The organism is Pseudomonas agarici (assembly GCF_900109755.1).
GTDB lineage: Bacteria > Pseudomonadota > Gammaproteobacteria > Pseudomonadales > Pseudomonadaceae > Aquipseudomonas > Aquipseudomonas agarici.
Genome location: NZ_FOAR01000031.1, coordinates 14,065 through 28,354, shown reverse-complemented (window position 1 = coordinate 28,354; position 14,290 = coordinate 14,065). Strand labels below are relative to the sequence as shown.

Annotated in this window: 13 protein-coding genes; 6 read left to right on the top strand and 7 right to left on the bottom strand. The window is 61.0% G+C overall.

Going from position 1 to position 14,290, the window contains the following annotated elements; genetic code table 11:
- Positions 1–18 precede the first annotated feature (18 nt).
- The 6 genes from BMX68_RS22085 to BMX68_RS22060 all read right to left on the bottom strand — a co-directional run bounded on the left by BMX68_RS22085 (position 19) and on the right by BMX68_RS22060 (position 7,332).
- The gene (locus BMX68_RS22085; protein ID WP_017129831.1) at positions 19–894 is read right to left on the bottom strand and encodes a symmetrical bis(5'-nucleosyl)-tetraphosphatase; all 876 of its coding nucleotides are present in this window, start codon (positions 892–894) and stop codon (positions 19–21) included.
- Complete coding sequence (gene apaG, locus BMX68_RS22080) at positions 894–1,274, bottom strand: Co2+/Mg2+ efflux facilitator ApaG/CorD (protein ID WP_017129832.1); 381 nt, start codon at positions 1,272–1,274, stop codon at positions 894–896. Before apaG ends, BMX68_RS22085 begins: the two co-directional genes overlap by 1 nt.
- A 119-nt stretch (positions 1,275–1,393) precedes the next feature.
- Positions 1,394–2,212 carry a 16S rRNA (adenine(1518)-N(6)/adenine(1519)-N(6))-dimethyltransferase RsmA gene (gene rsmA, locus BMX68_RS22075; protein ID WP_017129833.1) on the bottom strand — a complete coding sequence of 273 codons (819 nt, stop codon included), beginning with the start codon at positions 2,210–2,212 and terminating at the stop codon, positions 1,394–1,396.
- Positions 2,209–3,198, bottom strand: a complete 990-nt coding sequence (pdxA, locus tag BMX68_RS22070) for a 4-hydroxythreonine-4-phosphate dehydrogenase PdxA (RefSeq protein ID WP_017129834.1) — start codon at positions 3,196–3,198, stop codon at positions 2,209–2,211. The genes rsmA and pdxA overlap by 4 nt, the downstream gene beginning before the upstream one ends.
- Positions 3,195–4,520 carry a peptidylprolyl isomerase gene (locus BMX68_RS22065; RefSeq protein ID WP_017129835.1) on the bottom strand — a complete coding sequence of 442 codons (1,326 nt, stop codon included), beginning with the start codon at positions 4,518–4,520 and terminating at the stop codon, positions 3,195–3,197. The genes pdxA and BMX68_RS22065 overlap by 4 nt, the downstream gene beginning before the upstream one ends.
- A complete protein-coding gene (locus BMX68_RS22060) occupies positions 4,501–7,332 on the bottom strand; it encodes an LPS-assembly protein LptD (RefSeq protein ID WP_017129836.1) in 2,832 nt (943 codons plus the stop codon). The genes BMX68_RS22065 and BMX68_RS22060 overlap by 20 nt, the downstream gene beginning before the upstream one ends.
- 131 nt (positions 7,333–7,463) lie before the next feature.
- Here BMX68_RS22060 and BMX68_RS22055 point away from each other — a divergent pair, with 131 nt between their 5' ends.
- From BMX68_RS22055 to BMX68_RS22045, 3 genes are read left to right on the top strand one after another with little or no spacing between them, the layout of a single operon-like run.
- Complete coding sequence (locus tag BMX68_RS22055) at positions 7,464–8,489, top strand: aminoglycoside phosphotransferase family protein (RefSeq protein WP_017129837.1); 1,026 nt, start codon at positions 7,464–7,466, stop codon at positions 8,487–8,489.
- Positions 8,486–9,160 carry an N-acetylmuramate alpha-1-phosphate uridylyltransferase MurU gene (gene murU / locus BMX68_RS22050; RefSeq protein ID WP_017129838.1) on the top strand — a complete coding sequence of 225 codons (675 nt, stop codon included), beginning with the start codon at positions 8,486–8,488 and terminating at the stop codon, positions 9,158–9,160. Before BMX68_RS22055 ends, murU begins: the two co-directional genes overlap by 4 nt.
- 1 nt (position 9,161) lies before the next feature.
- Positions 9,162–9,929 (top strand): DnaJ domain-containing protein, encoded by a 768-nt coding sequence (locus tag BMX68_RS22045; protein WP_017129839.1) that lies wholly within the window; start codon positions 9,162–9,164, stop codon positions 9,927–9,929.
- A 27-nt stretch (positions 9,930–9,956) separates the two neighbouring features.
- On the opposite strand, the gene BMX68_RS22040 is transcribed toward BMX68_RS22045, so the two are convergent.
- Positions 9,957–10,937: an alpha/beta hydrolase family protein gene (locus BMX68_RS22040; RefSeq protein ID WP_060781930.1), complete on the bottom strand. Its 981-nt coding sequence runs from the start codon at positions 10,935–10,937 to the stop codon at positions 9,957–9,959.
- Positions 10,938–11,235: 298 nt separating this feature from the next.
- On the opposite strand from BMX68_RS22040, the gene rpe reads away from it, so the two are divergent.
- From rpe to trpE, 3 genes are all read left to right on the top strand, one after another.
- Positions 11,236–11,910: a ribulose-phosphate 3-epimerase gene (gene rpe, locus BMX68_RS22035; protein ID WP_017129841.1), complete on the top strand. Its 675-nt coding sequence runs from the start codon at positions 11,236–11,238 to the stop codon at positions 11,908–11,910.
- Positions 11,907–12,725 carry a phosphoglycolate phosphatase gene (locus BMX68_RS22030; protein ID WP_060781932.1) on the top strand — a complete coding sequence of 273 codons (819 nt, stop codon included), beginning with the start codon at positions 11,907–11,909 and terminating at the stop codon, positions 12,723–12,725. The genes rpe and BMX68_RS22030 overlap by 4 nt, the downstream gene beginning before the upstream one ends.
- 70 nt (positions 12,726–12,795) lie before the next feature.
- Positions 12,796–14,283, top strand: a complete 1,488-nt coding sequence (gene trpE, locus BMX68_RS22025) for an anthranilate synthase component I (protein WP_017129842.1) — start codon at positions 12,796–12,798, stop codon at positions 14,281–14,283.
- Positions 14,284–14,290 lie beyond the last annotated feature (7 nt).

The window sequence follows — 14,290 nt, the reverse complement described above, 5'->3', positions numbered from 1 at the left end:
GCGAGTGTATCGTGCAGGTTAGCGATAGAGCCAGGCTCGGAATCGCTCGGCCAGGGTGGGTGGTGGCGCGACGCCGCCCTGGGCGTCACATTTGCAGGTCAGGCGTTCGCCGGTATCGACGTTCATCAAGGTCATGGCGCCGCCCCAGACGCAGCCGGTATCGAGGGCAAAGATCCCCGGCTCATCGCACTGGCCTTCGAGGGCCGCCCAGTGGCCGAAGATGATCTTCAGGCCCTGGGTCTTGCGTTCCTTGTAGCTGAACCACGGAGCGTAGCCGGGCGGCGCGGTATCGGCGCCCTCGTTGCCCTTGAGGTCGAGCTTGCCTTGCGCGGTGCAGAAGCGCATGCGGGTGAAGTAGTTGGTAATCACCCGCAAGCGTGCGACACCTTGCAGGCTGCCTTCCCATTTGTTCGGTTCGTTGCCGTACATGCCATCCAGGAAGGGCGCGAAGAGATTGTCATCGCGCAAGGCATCTTCGACTTCGGCGGCAAGCTTCAGGGCTTTCTTGAGTGTCCATTGTGGGGGAATACCGGCATGGACCAGGACCATATTGCGCTCGGGATCATGGTGCAGCAGTTTTTGCCGGCGCAACCAGTCGAGCAGCTCGGGGCCATCGGGAGCGTCGAGGATCTCGCGCAGGGTATCGTTTTTCTTCAGGCGCTCGATGTGCTGCGAGGCCGCCAGCAGGTGCAGGTCGTGGTTGCCGAGCACGCCTACCAGCGAGTCTCGTATTCCATACAGGAAACGCAAGGTTTCCAGGGATTGCGGACCGCGATTGACTAGATCGCCCACCAGCCATAAGCGATCCTCGGCTGGGTTGAACCTGACCCGCTCCAGCAGGCATTTGAGCGGTTCCAGGCAACCTTGCAGATCGCCAACGGCGTATACCGCCATCAGTGCAGGGCTCCGGGTACGGCCAGACGGAACGGAGCGATGATGGCATCGAAGTGCTTGCCATCCTCGGCGAGCATTTGGTAGCTGCCCTGCATGTTGCCGACCGTGGTGGTCATCACCGTGCCGCTGCTGTAGGTGTGGCTATCTCCGGCGGCAATCAGCGGCTGGCGACCGACCACGCCGGCACCACGGACTTCCTCGACATGGCCGTCGCCATCGGTGATCACCCAATGCCGTGAAAGCAGCCGGACGGGCAGTTGGCCGTTGTTGCGCACGGTAATGGTGTAGGCAAAGGCGAAACGGTTCTGCTCGGGTTGTGATTGTTCAGCGAGGAAGCGGGTGACGACGCTGACGTCGACCTGATAACGAGGATCGGACATGCGAGAGGCCTTGGAAACAAAAGCGGAAGATGCGACTGGTGCTGCTCAGTCTAGGTCAAGTGCCGGGTAGTAGGCCAGATATGGAATCTGGCGGCATACCCTGGCGCGATGAGGCGGTGTCAGCCGGCGACGGTTGCGCTACCAGACTGTTCGCTGAGTTTGTCAGCCAGGCTTACGAAAGCTGCGAGGTCCAATTGTTCCGGGCGTAGGCTGCCATCGACACCGGCAGCTTCGATCTCGGCGTTGCTGAGCAGGGCTTTGAGCGTGTTGCGCAAGGTCTTGCGGCGCTGATTGAACGCTTCGCGAACGATTCGTTCCAGCAGGCGATGGTCCTTGGCCGGGTGCGGCAGCACGGCGTGAGGCACCAGGCGGACAATCGCGGAGTCGACTTTCGGTGGTGGATTGAACGCACCGGGACCGACATTGAACAGGTGCTCCACGCGGCAATGATACTGGACCATGATCGACAGGCGCCCCCAGTCGCCGCCACCAGGGCCTGCGGCCAAGCGCTCGACGACTTCCTTTTGCAGCATGAAGTGCATGTCGCGGATCAGGCCGGCGTTGTGCAGCAGGTGGAAAATCAGCGGCGTGGAGATGTTGTACGGTAGGTTGCCAACCACCCGCAAGCTGTTCGGTGCGGCGTTCAGGCTGGTGAAGTCGAATTTCAGCGCGTCGCCCTGATGCAGGTTGAAGTTCGTCTTGGTGGCGAACTGCTGGTTCAGGATCGGGATCAGGTCTTTGTCCAGCTCGACCACATCCAGTTGGGCACCGCTGCCCAACAGACCTTCGGTCAAGGCACCCTGGCCTGGACCAATCTCTAGCATGCGGTCTTCGGGCCTGGCATGAATGGCGCGTAGGATGCGGTCGATCACGCCGGCGTCATGCAGGAAGTTCTGCCCGAAACGCTTGCGCGCCCGGTGTTGGTAATGCTCGCTCATAAACGGGTCTCGGCCATCTGGTAGGCGGTTTCCAGGGCAACCTGCAGGCTGCCGGTATCGATTTCGCCGCCGCCGGCCAGATCCAGGGCGGTGCCATGGTCGACCGAGGTGCGGATGATCGGCAAGCCCAGGGTCACATTGACTGCCGCGCCGAAACCTTGGTATTTCAGCACGGGCAGGCCCTGATCATGGTACATCGCCAGCACTGCGTCGTAGTGCTCCAGATATTTGGGGGTAAACAGAGTGTCGGCAGGCAGCGGGCCACGCAAGTCCATGCCTTCGCTGCGCAGACGCTCCAGGGTGGGTTCGATGATGTCGATCTCTTCGTGGCCCAGATGGCCGCCTTCGCCGGCATGGGGGTTGAGCCCGCAAACCAGGATGCGCGGTTGGGCAATGCCGAATTTTTCCTTGAGATCGGTATGCAGGATGCGTGTGACGCGTTCCAGGCGCTGCGGGGTGATCGCGTCCGCTACCTGACGCAAGGGCAGGTGAGTGGTGACCAGTGCCACCCGCAATCCGTGGGTGGCCAGCATCATGACCACCTGGTGGGTGTGGGTCAGGTCGGCGAGGAATTCCGTGTGCCCGGAAAACGCGATTCCCGAATCGTTGATCACGCCCTTGTGAACCGGGGCGGTGATCATGCCGGCGAAATCGCCGTCCAAGCAGCCTTGGCCGGCGCGGGTCAGGGTCTCTAGCACAAAGGCCGCATTGGCCTTGTCCAGCTTCCCGGCGACGACCTGGGTCGCCAGTGGCGTATCCCATACATACAGGCTGCCCGCCGGTGCTGGTTGGTTGGGCCAGTTGTGCGGCCCGACCGACAGTAGGTCAACGACCACGCCCAGTTGTGCGGCCCGCTCGGCGAGCAGCTCACGACTGGTAATGGCAATCAAGGGATGAGGCTGGGGTTGCGAGGCCAGCAGCAGGCAAAGGTCTGGACCTATGCCCGCCGGCTCGCCGGGTGTCAACGCAAAACGCTTGGGTTTCACTGGGTTGCCTGGTCTGCCTGGTCCGCGCCAGGGAGCTTGATTTCAACGTAGGCTTCGTCGCGGATCTGACGCAGCCAGGTTTGCAGCTCTTCGTCGTACTTGCGGTTACGCAGTACGGTCATGGCTTGTTGTTCGCGTGCCTGTAGGGTGCCGTCGGTGGCGCGACGGCCAAGGACTTCCAGCACATGCCAGCCGTATTGGGTCTTGAACGGTTTAGACAGCACGCCTTGTGGCGTCTTTGCCATCACTTCCTGGAATTCCGGAACCAGCACCTTCGGATCGATCCAATTCAGGTCGCCGCCGTTGAGGGCAGAGCCCGGATCCTCCGAGAAGCTCTTGGCCAAAGTGGCGAAGTCTTCGCCATTCTGGATGCGCTCGTAGAGTTTTTCGGCCAGGACCTGGGTCTCGGCTTCGCCGCGAATGGCATTCGGCTTGATCAGGATGTGGCGAACATGCACTTCGTCGCGCATCTGAGTCTCGCCGCCGCGCTTCTCCAGCACCTTCAGGATGATGAAGCCGCCGGCGGTGCGGGCTGGCTCGGTGATATCGCCGATTGGCATGCTGCTCAGCAAGTGGTCGAACGGGGGTGGCAATTGTGCCGGCTTGCGCCAGCCCATGTCGCCGCCCTCGAGGGCGTTGTCGCTGCCGGACCTGGCAATCGCCAACTGGGCAAAGTCGGCCCCCTGCTTGAGTTGCCGGTAGATGTCTTGGGCCTGGGCCGCTGCGGCTTGGATAACCTGCGAGCTGGCGCTGTCCGGTGTGGGAATGAGGATATTGGCTAGGTGCAGCTCTTCGGAGAGCTGCATTTTGCCCAGGTCGGAGGCGAGGAAGTTTTTCACTTCCTGCTCGGAAACCTGGATTCGTTCGGCAACCCGGCGCTGGCGCACGCGGCTGATGATCATTTCGCGGCGAACCTGATCCCGTGCGTCCTCATAGGAGAGGCCATCGTGGGCCAGCGCGGCCTTGAATTGATCCACCGACATGTTATTGCGCTGGGCAATGGTGCCGATGGCCTGGTTCAGTTCCTCGTCGGAAATGCGAATGCCGGAGCGTTCGCCGATCTGCAACTGCAGGTTTTCGACGATCAGGCGTTCGAGGACCTGCTGGTCCAGTACATTGGTCGGTGGTACGCCGCCGCCGCGCTTGGCGATGCTCTGCTGGACATCATGGACGCGCTGGTCCAGTTGGCTCTGCATGATCACGTCGTTGTCGACGATCGCCACGACGTTGTCGAGGGGTTGCACGGCGGCGTGAACCGCCGCACTCAGGACCAGCGCGCCCAGCATCAGCGGGCGCAGACAATCAGAAAGCTTGATCTTCACGTTCACGATAACCTTGGATGCCTTTGTCGAGGAAGCTCTCTACTTTGGTGCCAACAACGCCACCGAGTCCCTTCAGAACAATTTGGAGGAAGATGCCACGGTCGCCTTTTTCGTTTTGCGGGGCGTCTTGACTGAATTCGTCATACTTGACCCAGTAACGGTTAATCAGGCGCAGTTTCCAGCAGCAGTTGTCGTACTCGAACCCGCCGAAGGCTTCCAAAGTACGGTTGCGGTTGTAGTCGTACTGCCAGCGGCTAATGACGTTCCACTGCGGCACGATTGGCCAGATCACCGAGAAGTCGTGCTGCTGGATCTTGTAGTAATCCTTCACGAAGCCAGGAGTGCCCGGAGTGCCGTAGTCGCCGCCGAACTGCCATTGACCGGTGTTCTGGTTGTAGATCACCTGGTCGTTGCGATAGCGATAACCGGCGTTGAAGACTTTGTTTGGATTGTCTTCAGGCTGGTAGTGGAACATCGCGCTGCCCGAACGCGGACTGTGGCTGTCCGGGTCCCAGTTGTAGTCGGCTGTGGCGCGCCAGTCGTGGTTGAAGCGGTAGCCGTACTCCAGGGCATAGGGGGAGACATTGGCCTGGGCGTCTGCGCGGGTGCGGTAATCGACACCGGGCAACTGAACGTTACGGTCTCTGAAGTACAGTGCCTGGCCGATGCTGATGCGCTGGCGCTCGAAGCCATTGTCTTCGATCCAGCGGCTGGTAACACCCAGAGACAATTTGTTCTCGTCGCCTACCCGGTCCGAGCCGGAGAAGCGGTTGTCGCGGAACAACGAGGCGTAGTTGAAGCTGTATTCGCCAGAGTCAAATACGGGAATGTCTTTCTGGTCTTTCTCGGGCACATAGAGATAGAACAGGCGTGGTTCCAGGGTTTGGCGATAGTGGGTGCCAAACAGGCTGGTGCTGCGGTCGAAGTACAGGCCGCTGTCGATGCTGGCGATCGGTACGCCGCGGTTTTGCGAACTGTTGAAGGTTTCGCCAAGAGCCGAAGCGTTGCCAAAGTTGCTGGCCAGTTGATCCTTGCCCTTGGATCCCAGGTCCAGGTCATATTGAGTGTACTGGTACTTAAGCGATGGCGTTATGTAGCCATAGGTCCAGTTGAGCGGCAGGCTGACACCCGGCTTGAGGTTCAGACGATTGCCGTTGGCGCGCGCGAGGCCCACGACGTTGGTGTCCAGGCGAGGCGTACCTGCGGAGTTGCCGCTCCCATCGAACGGCCCCCCATCTTTGTCGAAGAAGTTGCCGGTTTCCAGGCTGCGCTCGAAACGGACCGCTTCAGTCTCGTAGGTAAAGTTCAGGCCTTCGGGGTGATAAGGCAGTTCACCGTTGAGAGTGAGTTGCGGCAGCCGGTTGTAAGGCGTGATGTTCGATACGCTGGAAAGCTGGTAGGCCTGTACGTTGAGGCGTGCGGTGTAGTCGTCGCCACGGTAGCTGACGGCACCCTGCTGGTTGACGTAGGAGTTGGAGCTCTCGACCCCTATCTGATCGCTCTGCAGGTCCTGGAAGTAGTAAGGGTCGCTGATCTTGGTGTAGTCCACCTCGGTCAGTACACGCGAATCCAGGCCGCCCTTGTGCTGCCAGTTGAGCATGTAGCGGGTTTTTTTGGAGTCGGTCTGCTTGGAACGATCGTTATTCTCGTCGTTCAGGTACGCGCCACCGAACTGGCCTTCGCTGGACTTGGTCAGGTAGCGGAATTCGCCCTCCATCAACAAGCCGCGCTTGGTCATGTAGCGTGGGTACAACGTGGCATCGTAGTTCGGCGCCAGGTTGAAATAGTATGGCGTGACCAGCGTAAAGCCGGTATCGCCGCCCGAACTGAAGCTCGGCGGCAGGAAGCCGGATTGGCGACGATCGTCGATCGGGAAGTAGATGTACGGCGTATACAGGATCGGAATGTCCTTGACCCGCAGTGTCACGTTGGTCGCGGTGCCGAAACCGGTGGCCGGGTTCAAGGTGATGTTGTTGCCCTTGAGCTGCCAGGCGTTGCTGTTCGGTTCGCAGGTGGTGTACGTACCGTCCTTGAGGCGGATGATCGCGTTTTCGGCACGTTTGGCATAGAGCGCGCTGCCACGGATACGTGATTTGTGCAGCACGTATTCGGCGTTGTCGACCTTGGCTTCGCCGGTGTCCAACTGCACGTCGGCGTGATCGCCGACCAGCAGCGCACCGTTGTCGCGCACACGCACGTTGCCATTCAGTTCGCCACGGTTCTCCGCCTGGTACAGGCTCGCTTCATCGGCCTCGACCTGCATGCTGCCCTGGCGCATGACCACGTCGCCGGCCAGGCTGGCGAGCTGCTGGTCCTGCTCGTAACGGGAAACCTTGGCGCCGATAAAGGTCGGCGAGTCACTTTTGCTCGTCTTGTCATTCATGCCGGGACGAATCGGTTCGATATAAGAACCCGAGCAATAAGGACCGGTTTCGGCTAGCTGCGCAGGTGTCAGCTTCTCGCGTGGAACCCAATCGAGGTGACTGTAGTCGGCACTGCGCGATTTCAGGCCGCGGCCCTCGGCTTCGGTGACCAGTTTGGTGGCTGGCGCGGAGTCGCCGCCGGAACCGCTTTGAGCCGTGGCCTCGGTGCTGCCGCCGACCGAGCCTGCTTCATGCATGGGGCGCGGTGGCAACTGGACGGTAGTCGCCTTGGGCGCGCAGCTCCAGGCGCCGGAGGCGGAGGCGGAGGCGGAACAGTCGTACTGTTCAGCGGCGACTACAAACGAAGTGGCTAAAGGTTGCAGGGCCAGCAAACCGCCGGTGACCAGCAACGGAAACTTTCTACGAAACGCGGGGGATTTCAATGCCATCTTATTAGTCCGGGCTTCCTGCGTGCCATCTGCCCGCGGTAAAGGGCCGCACGCCTATCGATGGTTTGAAAAAGATGCTGGATAATAAAGCATGACCCGCGTGACGGCTAGCGCCGTCGGAGACCCTTGTAATGCCCGACCAAGATCTACGCTTGCAACACCTGAAAGTTTGGCTGGATAAGCAGTTGGCGACGCTGTTCCTGGCCGAAGGCTGGGGCAGCGTGCCCACCGCCACATTGACTGCGGCCAGCAGCGACGCGAGTTTCCGCCGGTATTTTCGTTGGCAAGGCGAGGGTCGCAGCCTGATCGTGATGGACGCCGCCCCTCCCCAGGAAAACTGCAAAGCCTTCGTGGATATCGCCCATTTGCTGGCGAGATCCGGTATCAACGTGCCAAAAATTCATGCGCAGGATCTGCAAAACGGATTTCTTTTGCTCAGCGACCTGGGCAACCAGACTTATCTGGACGTGATGGACGCCGAAAACGCCGATGCTTTGTTCTCTGCTGCAATCGACGCCTTGCTGGCTCTTCAACAACTGCCGATGGACGCCGGGTTGCCGAGCTACGATGTCGCGCTGCTGCGTCGCGAGTTGGAACTCTTTCCCGAATGGTACGTGGGACGTGAGCTGGGCATTGGCTTCAGCCCGATGCAACTCGAGCGTTGGCAACGGGTCAGCGCCCTGTTGATCGACAGCGCACTGGCGCAGCCGAAAGTGCTGGTGCACCGCGACTACATGCCCCGCAACCTGATGTTGAGCGAGGCTAATCCGGGCGTGCTGGATTTCCAGGATGCGGTTTATGGCCCGGTGACCTATGACATCACCTGCCTGTTCAAAGACGCCTTCCTCAGTTGGCCGGAGGCGCGGGTCGTGGACTGGTTACATGACTACTGGCAGCGCGCCGGGCAGTTGGGTATTGCGGTCCAGCCGGACTTCGAGGATTTTCGCCGGGCCAGTGACTTGATGGGCGTGCAGCGTCATTTGAAAGTGATCGGGATCTTCGCCCGTATCTGTCATCGCGATGGCAAGCCGCGCTATCTGGCCGATGTGCCGCGCTTCTTCGCCTATATCGAAGCGGTATTGGCCCGCCGCCCGGAGCTCGCCGAGCTAGGCGAGTTGCTGACCAGCTTGCGCCTGCCCGCCGAGGCCGTTGTATGAAGGCGATGATCCTCGCTGCCGGCAAAGGCGAGCGCATGCGCCCGTTGACCTTGCACACGCCCAAGCCGCTGGTGCGGGCCAAAGGCGTCCCGTTGATCGATTACCACCTGCGGGCTCTGGCGGCGGCGGGCTTCGAGGAGGTTGTCATCAATCACGCCTGGCTGGGGCAGCAGATCGAAGACTACCTCGGCGATGGTTCGCGCTACGGCCTGAGTATCGTCTATTCGCCGGAAGGTGAACCACTGGAAACCGGTGGTGGCATCTTCCGGGCTCTGCCGTTGTTGGGAGAGCAACCCTTCATGGTGCTCAACGGCGATATCTGGACCGACTATGACTTTTCGACGCTTCGTCGTCCGCTGGCCGGACTGGCACACCTGGTGATGGTCGACAATCCGCCGCATCATCCGGCGGGCGGAGACTTTGTGTTGAATGACGGTCAGGTGTTTGACGGTGAGCCGGGTGCGACCAAGCTGACCTACAGCGGTATCTCGGTGTTGGACCCCAGGTTGTTTATCGGGTGCGTTGCGGGAATGTTCAAATTGGCGCCACTTTTGCGCCGGGCCATGGCCCAGGGTCGGGTTAGTGGAGAGCATCTGCAGGGGCATTGGGTGGATGTCGGCACCCTCGAACGTCTGGCTCAAGTCGAGCAATTGCTGGAAGAGAGAGACTGATATGCTGTGGCCAGGGACGCTGATTGGAGCCGGAGCGGGCTTTGCCATTGCCAGCATTCCGGGGGCAATGCTGGGCGCACTACTCGGGCAGGCGCTGGATCGGCGCCTGCAGTTGCATAGCCTGGCGCATCTGCGCGAGCGCCTGGGCGGAAAGCCGGCGCTGCGCAATGACGAGTTATTGTTTGTCTTGCTCGGGCGTCTTGCCAAGAGCGATGGGCGAGTGGTGGAGGGCCATATCCAGCAGGCACGCCAGGAAATGCGCCAGTTGGACATGGGCGAGGCAGCGCGGCGCCGAGCGATTGCCTCGTTCAATCGCGGCAAGTCGGGACATGACCGGCTGCGTGGTTACCTGCGACACGTCAAAGCTCAGCCCCATGCGGCGGAAGGTGTGTTGCGCGCCTGTTGGCGAATGGTCTGGGCCGATGGCCGGGCCGGGCGGGAGGAGCGTGAACTGATTCTGCTGTGGGGCAAATGGCTGGGTTGGACATCGCCACAGATCCAGGCCCTGGCCAGCGACTACGAGCCTGCTCGCAGGCCACTGAGGGTCGGTGTCGGCAGCTATCAGGATGCCCTGCGGGTCCTGGGGGTAGCACCCACCAGCGAACCGGCACAGATCAAGCGGGCGTATCGGCGTTTGCTCAGTCGCCATCATCCAGACAAAGTGGCTGGCGGTGGTGCGACACCCGCCCAAGTGCAGGATGCCACCGAGAAAACCCGTGAACTGCACCAGGCGTATGCACTGATCCGCGAGCGCCGGAATTTTCGCTAGGGGGCTGCCACAGGAACCGCCAGAGAACTACTGGCTGTCATCCTGAGGATTCAGGTATCCGCGAATACGGCGAAATAATTGTTCCTGCCCTGGATCGCCTGGCAGTGCCTTCAGCGACACTTGAGTGTAGCTGGAGGTCTGCTGGCGCTTGCTGGCCTGCAGGCGTTGCAAGGCGCTTTTGCGATCCTGCGGGTTATCTTGATAGAAGAAGTCGGCGCTCGCCAGCTTCAGTCCGGGTATCAGTTGCCCTAGATCCGGCTTGGCGCTGACTGGCGTTTGCGCTGCCACCAGTACCGATTTTTGCACCGCCGGTGAGGCTTTCTCGATCAGGTAGCGGGTGGTCCAATAGGCGCCTGTTCCATGTCCCAACAGAACGATACGGCGAGCATTCTGCAACTGCGCATAGGCAATGGCGGCGTCGAGTCGGGCAAAGATCCGTTCGGCATCGGCTTTGAGCGGGTCTTCGGTATTTTCCACCGCTGGTTGCTCGGGGCTATCGGCACCGGCGCTGGCTGCCTGTTCGATGGGGTGGGCGGTGGTGCTGCCGTCCTTGCTGTTGGTGGAGGCAAGCTCTGTGGGCTGCGGCGCCGCGACTACCCGTGGCAGGCTGGCGTCGCTTTGCAGGTCAGGGAGTGTCAGGCTCAGGCTGCTCCAGCGGGCGTCCGGCAGCTTGCGCCGCAACGGTCCGATTACCTGAGGCCAGTCGGCGGTTTCGCCGGTGCCAGGGATGATGATCACTACACCAATGGGGGACGGTGCGTTGGCCGGCTTCCACAAGGCGAGGAAGTTGTCGCCCGCGGCTTGTAGGGGTTGTTGCTCCTGCGCTGGTAGTTGGCGTTCCAGCGCGCTCGCGTCTTCCTGGCTGCGCTCGGGCAAGGGCGGGCGTTCAAGCGGTTTTTCGACGGCAAGTTGCGCCGGTGCCGGATCGGCCGCCAGTACCGGCGCGGCAAACGGTAATATCAACGACAGGCACAGCGCGGGGAGTGCCCAGCGGTAGACAGAGTGCATCGGATTTTCCAGGCCAGAAACAATCCTGGCAGCCTAATGGGTTGGTCAGTATTTGTCAGTGTGGATGAGTCGTATCACGCGTTTTTTGCTGCCTGTGGGTTATCGGCTGTTTGTGTTTTACCTTGATCGCTTTCCACCAGGCCGCGCCTGCCGTTGTTCAGCGCGCACCGGCGCCGGCTCGATGACCGTCGGCGGCTACGCATTGCCATTGACAACGTTCCATCGCGGTCACGGTGCGCGTGGCGAAGCAGGAGGTATACAATGCGCGCCATCGTGATTCTGCTTAAAAAGGTGCGTCATGCAGCCCTTCGCAATTGCTCCGTCGATTCTCTCCGCCGACTTCGCCCGCCTGGGCCTGGAAGTGGACCGCGTTCTCGCCGCTGGCGCTGACATCGTTCACTTCGATGTCATGGACAACCATTACGTCCCCAACCTGACCATCGGCCCGATGGTCTGTGCGGCGTTGCGCAAGTACGGCATTAGCGCGCCGATCGATGCGCATCTGATGGTCAGTCCGGTGGATCGCATCATCGGCGACTTCATCGAGGCCGGTGCGACCTACATCACGTTCCACCCGGAAGCCACGCTGCACGTCGACCGCTCCCTGCAGATGATCCGTGAGGGCGGTTGCAAGGCCGGCCTGGTGTTCAACCCCGCGACGCCGCTCGACGTGCTCAAGTACGTGATGGACAAGGTCGACATGGTCCTGCTGATGAGCGTCAACCCAGGCTTCGGCGGACAGAAGTTTATCCCTGGCACCCTCGACAAACTGCGGGAAGCACGGGCACTGATCGATGCTTCGGGACGCGATATCCGCCTGGAAATCGACGGTGGCGTGAACGTGAACAACATCCGCGAAATCGCAGCCGCCGGGGCCGATACCTTTGTCGCCGGCTCGGCGATCTTCAACGCCCCTGACTATCGGGAAGTCATCCAGAAAATGCGCGCCGAGTTGGCGATGGCTCATCCATGAGCGGCTTCGAGCAGCTCTTTGCGGGCTGTCTACCCAAGCTGGTGATGTTCGATCTGGATGGTACGTTGATCGATTCGGTGCCAGATATGGCGACAGCAGTGGACAAAATGCTGCTCACCCTGGGACGGCCCGCCGCGGGCCTTGCGGCCGTACGCGAATGGGTCGGCAACGGCGCCCTGGTGTTGGTGCGTCGGGCGTTGGCCGGCGGCCTCGATCATGCGGCGGTGGCCGACAGCGACGCCGAACAGGCACTGGAAATCTTCATGGCAGCCTACGGCGACGGTCATCACCTGACTACGGTCTACCCCGGTGTGCGTGAAGCCTTGAAGTGGATGCACAAGCAGGGCGTGGAAATGGCCTTGATCACTAACAAGCCCGAACGCTTTGTCGCCCCGTTGCTCGATGAAATGAAGCTGGGGCGGTTTTTCCGCTGGATTATCGGCGGCGATACCCTGCCGCAGCGCAAGCCCGATCCCGCCGCGCTGTTTCATGTGATGAAAATGGCCGGTATTGCGCCGTCGCAGTGCCTATTCGTCGGCGATTCATGCAATGATGTGCAGGCTGCCAAGGCTGCCGGTGTCATCTGTGTGGCCCTCAGCTATGGCTACAACCATGGCCGGCCAATCGCCGAGGAGCAGCCGGCGTTGGTCATCGACGACCTGCGCGCACTGATTCCCGGTTGCCTGGAAGCTGGCGCTGAGCTAATGTCGATGGACTGTCTTCAACCCCCTTCTGGAAACGCCATCGTGGTGGTCACTCGCAAACTCTGGATGAAAGTCATCAAGGCCCTGGCCCGTTGGCGTTGGCGCGCCTGATATGATCCTGGCCGCCTGTGCGGCGCGTTTGCATACCTGACTGTTTGAACCTCAAGCCACGAGGCCTATCATGACCCGCGAAGAATTCCTGCGTTTGGCCGCTGCCGGCTATAACCGCATCCCGCTTGCCTGCGAAACCCTGGCCGACTTCGATACTCCGCTGTCGATCTATCTGAAGCTGGCCGACCAGCCCAACTCCTACCTGCTGGAATCGGTGCAGGGCGGAGAGAAATGGGGCCGTTACTCGATTATCGGCCTGCCGTGCCGCACAGTACTGCGGGTGCATGACCAGCGGATCAGCGTGACCCACGACGGCGTCGAGATCGAAAGTCGCGAGGCCGAAGATTGCCTGGCCTTCGTCGAAGAGTTCAAGGCCCGCTACAACGTACCGACCATCGCCGGTCTACCGCGCTTCAACGGCGGCCTGGTGGGCTACTTCGGTTATGACTGTGTGCGCTATGTGGAAAAACGCCTCGGCAAATGCCCGAATCCAGATCCGCTGGGTGTGCCGGATATCCTGCTGATGGTTTCCGACGCCGTGGTGGTATTCGACAACCTCGCCGGCAAGATGCACGCCATCGTCCTGGCCGATCCCTCCCAGGACGATGCCTACGAACAAGGCCAGACGCGTTTGCGCGAGCTGCTGGAACAGTTGCGCCAGCCAATCACGCCACGTCGTGGATTGGAATTGGATCGGCCGCCCGCCGCCGACCCGGTATTCCGTTCGAGTTTCACCCAGGACGACTATGAGCGCGCAGTCGATACCATCAAGGAATACATCCTGGCCGGCGACTGCATGCAGGTGGTGCCGTCCCAGCGCATGTCCATCGACTTCAAGGCCGCGCCCATCGACCTTTACCGGGCGTTGCGCTGCTTCAACCCGACGCCGTACATGTACTTCTTCAATTTCGGTGATTTCCATGTCGTCGGTAGTTCGCCGGAAGTACTGGTGCGGGTCGAAGACGGCCTGATCACCGTGCGGCCAGTGGCTGGTACCCGCCCGCGAGGCGCCAACGAAGAAGCTGATCGGGCCATGGAAGAAGACCTGCTGTCCGATGCCAAGGAAATCGCCGAGCACCTGATGTTGATCGACCTGGGGCGCAACGATACCGGTCGGGTCTCCGAGATCGGCTCGGTGAAACTCACCGAGAAGATGGTGATCGAGCGCTATTCCAACGTCATGCATATCGTGTCCAACGTCACCGGTCAGTTGAAGACCGGGCTGACGTCCATGGACGCACTGCGGGCCATCTTGCCGGCCGGCACCTTGTCCGGTGCGCCGAAGATCCGCGCCATGGAGATCATCGACGAACTCGAACCGGTCAAGCGCGGCATATATGGCGGCGCGGTCGGTTACTACGCCTGGAACGGCAACATGGACACTGCCATCGCCATTCGTACCGCGGTGATCAAGAACGGCGAATTGCATGTGCAGGCCGGTGGCGGCATCGTCGCCGACTCGGTACCGGCGCTGGAATGGGAAGAAACGCTGAACAAGCGTCGTGCGATGTTCCGTGCGGTAGCCCTTGCTGAACAACCCCCTGCGTCTGACGCCTGAGGAGCTT

Bases quoted from the DNA above. Each gene is read 5' to 3' on its own strand.
- murU (WP_017129838.1), top strand. From the start codon at position 8,486: ATGAAGGCGATGATCCTCGCTGCCGGCAAAGGCGAGCGCATGCGCCCG.
- BMX68_RS22085 (WP_017129831.1), bottom strand. From the start codon at position 894: ATGGCGGTATACGCCGTTGGCGATCTGCAAGGTTGCCTGGAACCGCTC.
- apaG (WP_017129832.1), bottom strand. From the start codon at position 1,274: ATGTCCGATCCTCGTTATCAGGTCGACGTCAGCGTCGTCACCCGCTTC.
- BMX68_RS22045 (WP_017129839.1), top strand. From the start codon at position 9,162: ATGCTGTGGCCAGGGACGCTGATTGGAGCCGGAGCGGGCTTTGCCATT.
- BMX68_RS22030 (WP_060781932.1), top strand. From the start codon at position 11,907: ATGAGCGGCTTCGAGCAGCTCTTTGCGGGCTGTCTACCCAAGCTGGTG.
- rsmA (WP_017129833.1), bottom strand. From the start codon at position 2,212: ATGAGCGAGCATTACCAACACCGGGCGCGCAAGCGTTTCGGGCAGAAC.
- BMX68_RS22040 (WP_060781930.1), bottom strand. From the start codon at position 10,937: ATGCACTCTGTCTACCGCTGGGCACTCCCCGCGCTGTGCCTGTCGTTG.
- BMX68_RS22060 (WP_017129836.1), bottom strand. From the start codon at position 7,332: ATGGCATTGAAATCCCCCGCGTTTCGTAGAAAGTTTCCGTTGCTGGTC.
- rpe (WP_017129841.1), top strand. From the start codon at position 11,236: ATGCAGCCCTTCGCAATTGCTCCGTCGATTCTCTCCGCCGACTTCGCC.
- trpE (WP_017129842.1), top strand. From the start codon at position 12,796: ATGACCCGCGAAGAATTCCTGCGTTTGGCCGCTGCCGGCTATAACCGC.
- BMX68_RS22055 (WP_017129837.1), top strand. From the start codon at position 7,464: ATGCCCGACCAAGATCTACGCTTGCAACACCTGAAAGTTTGGCTGGAT.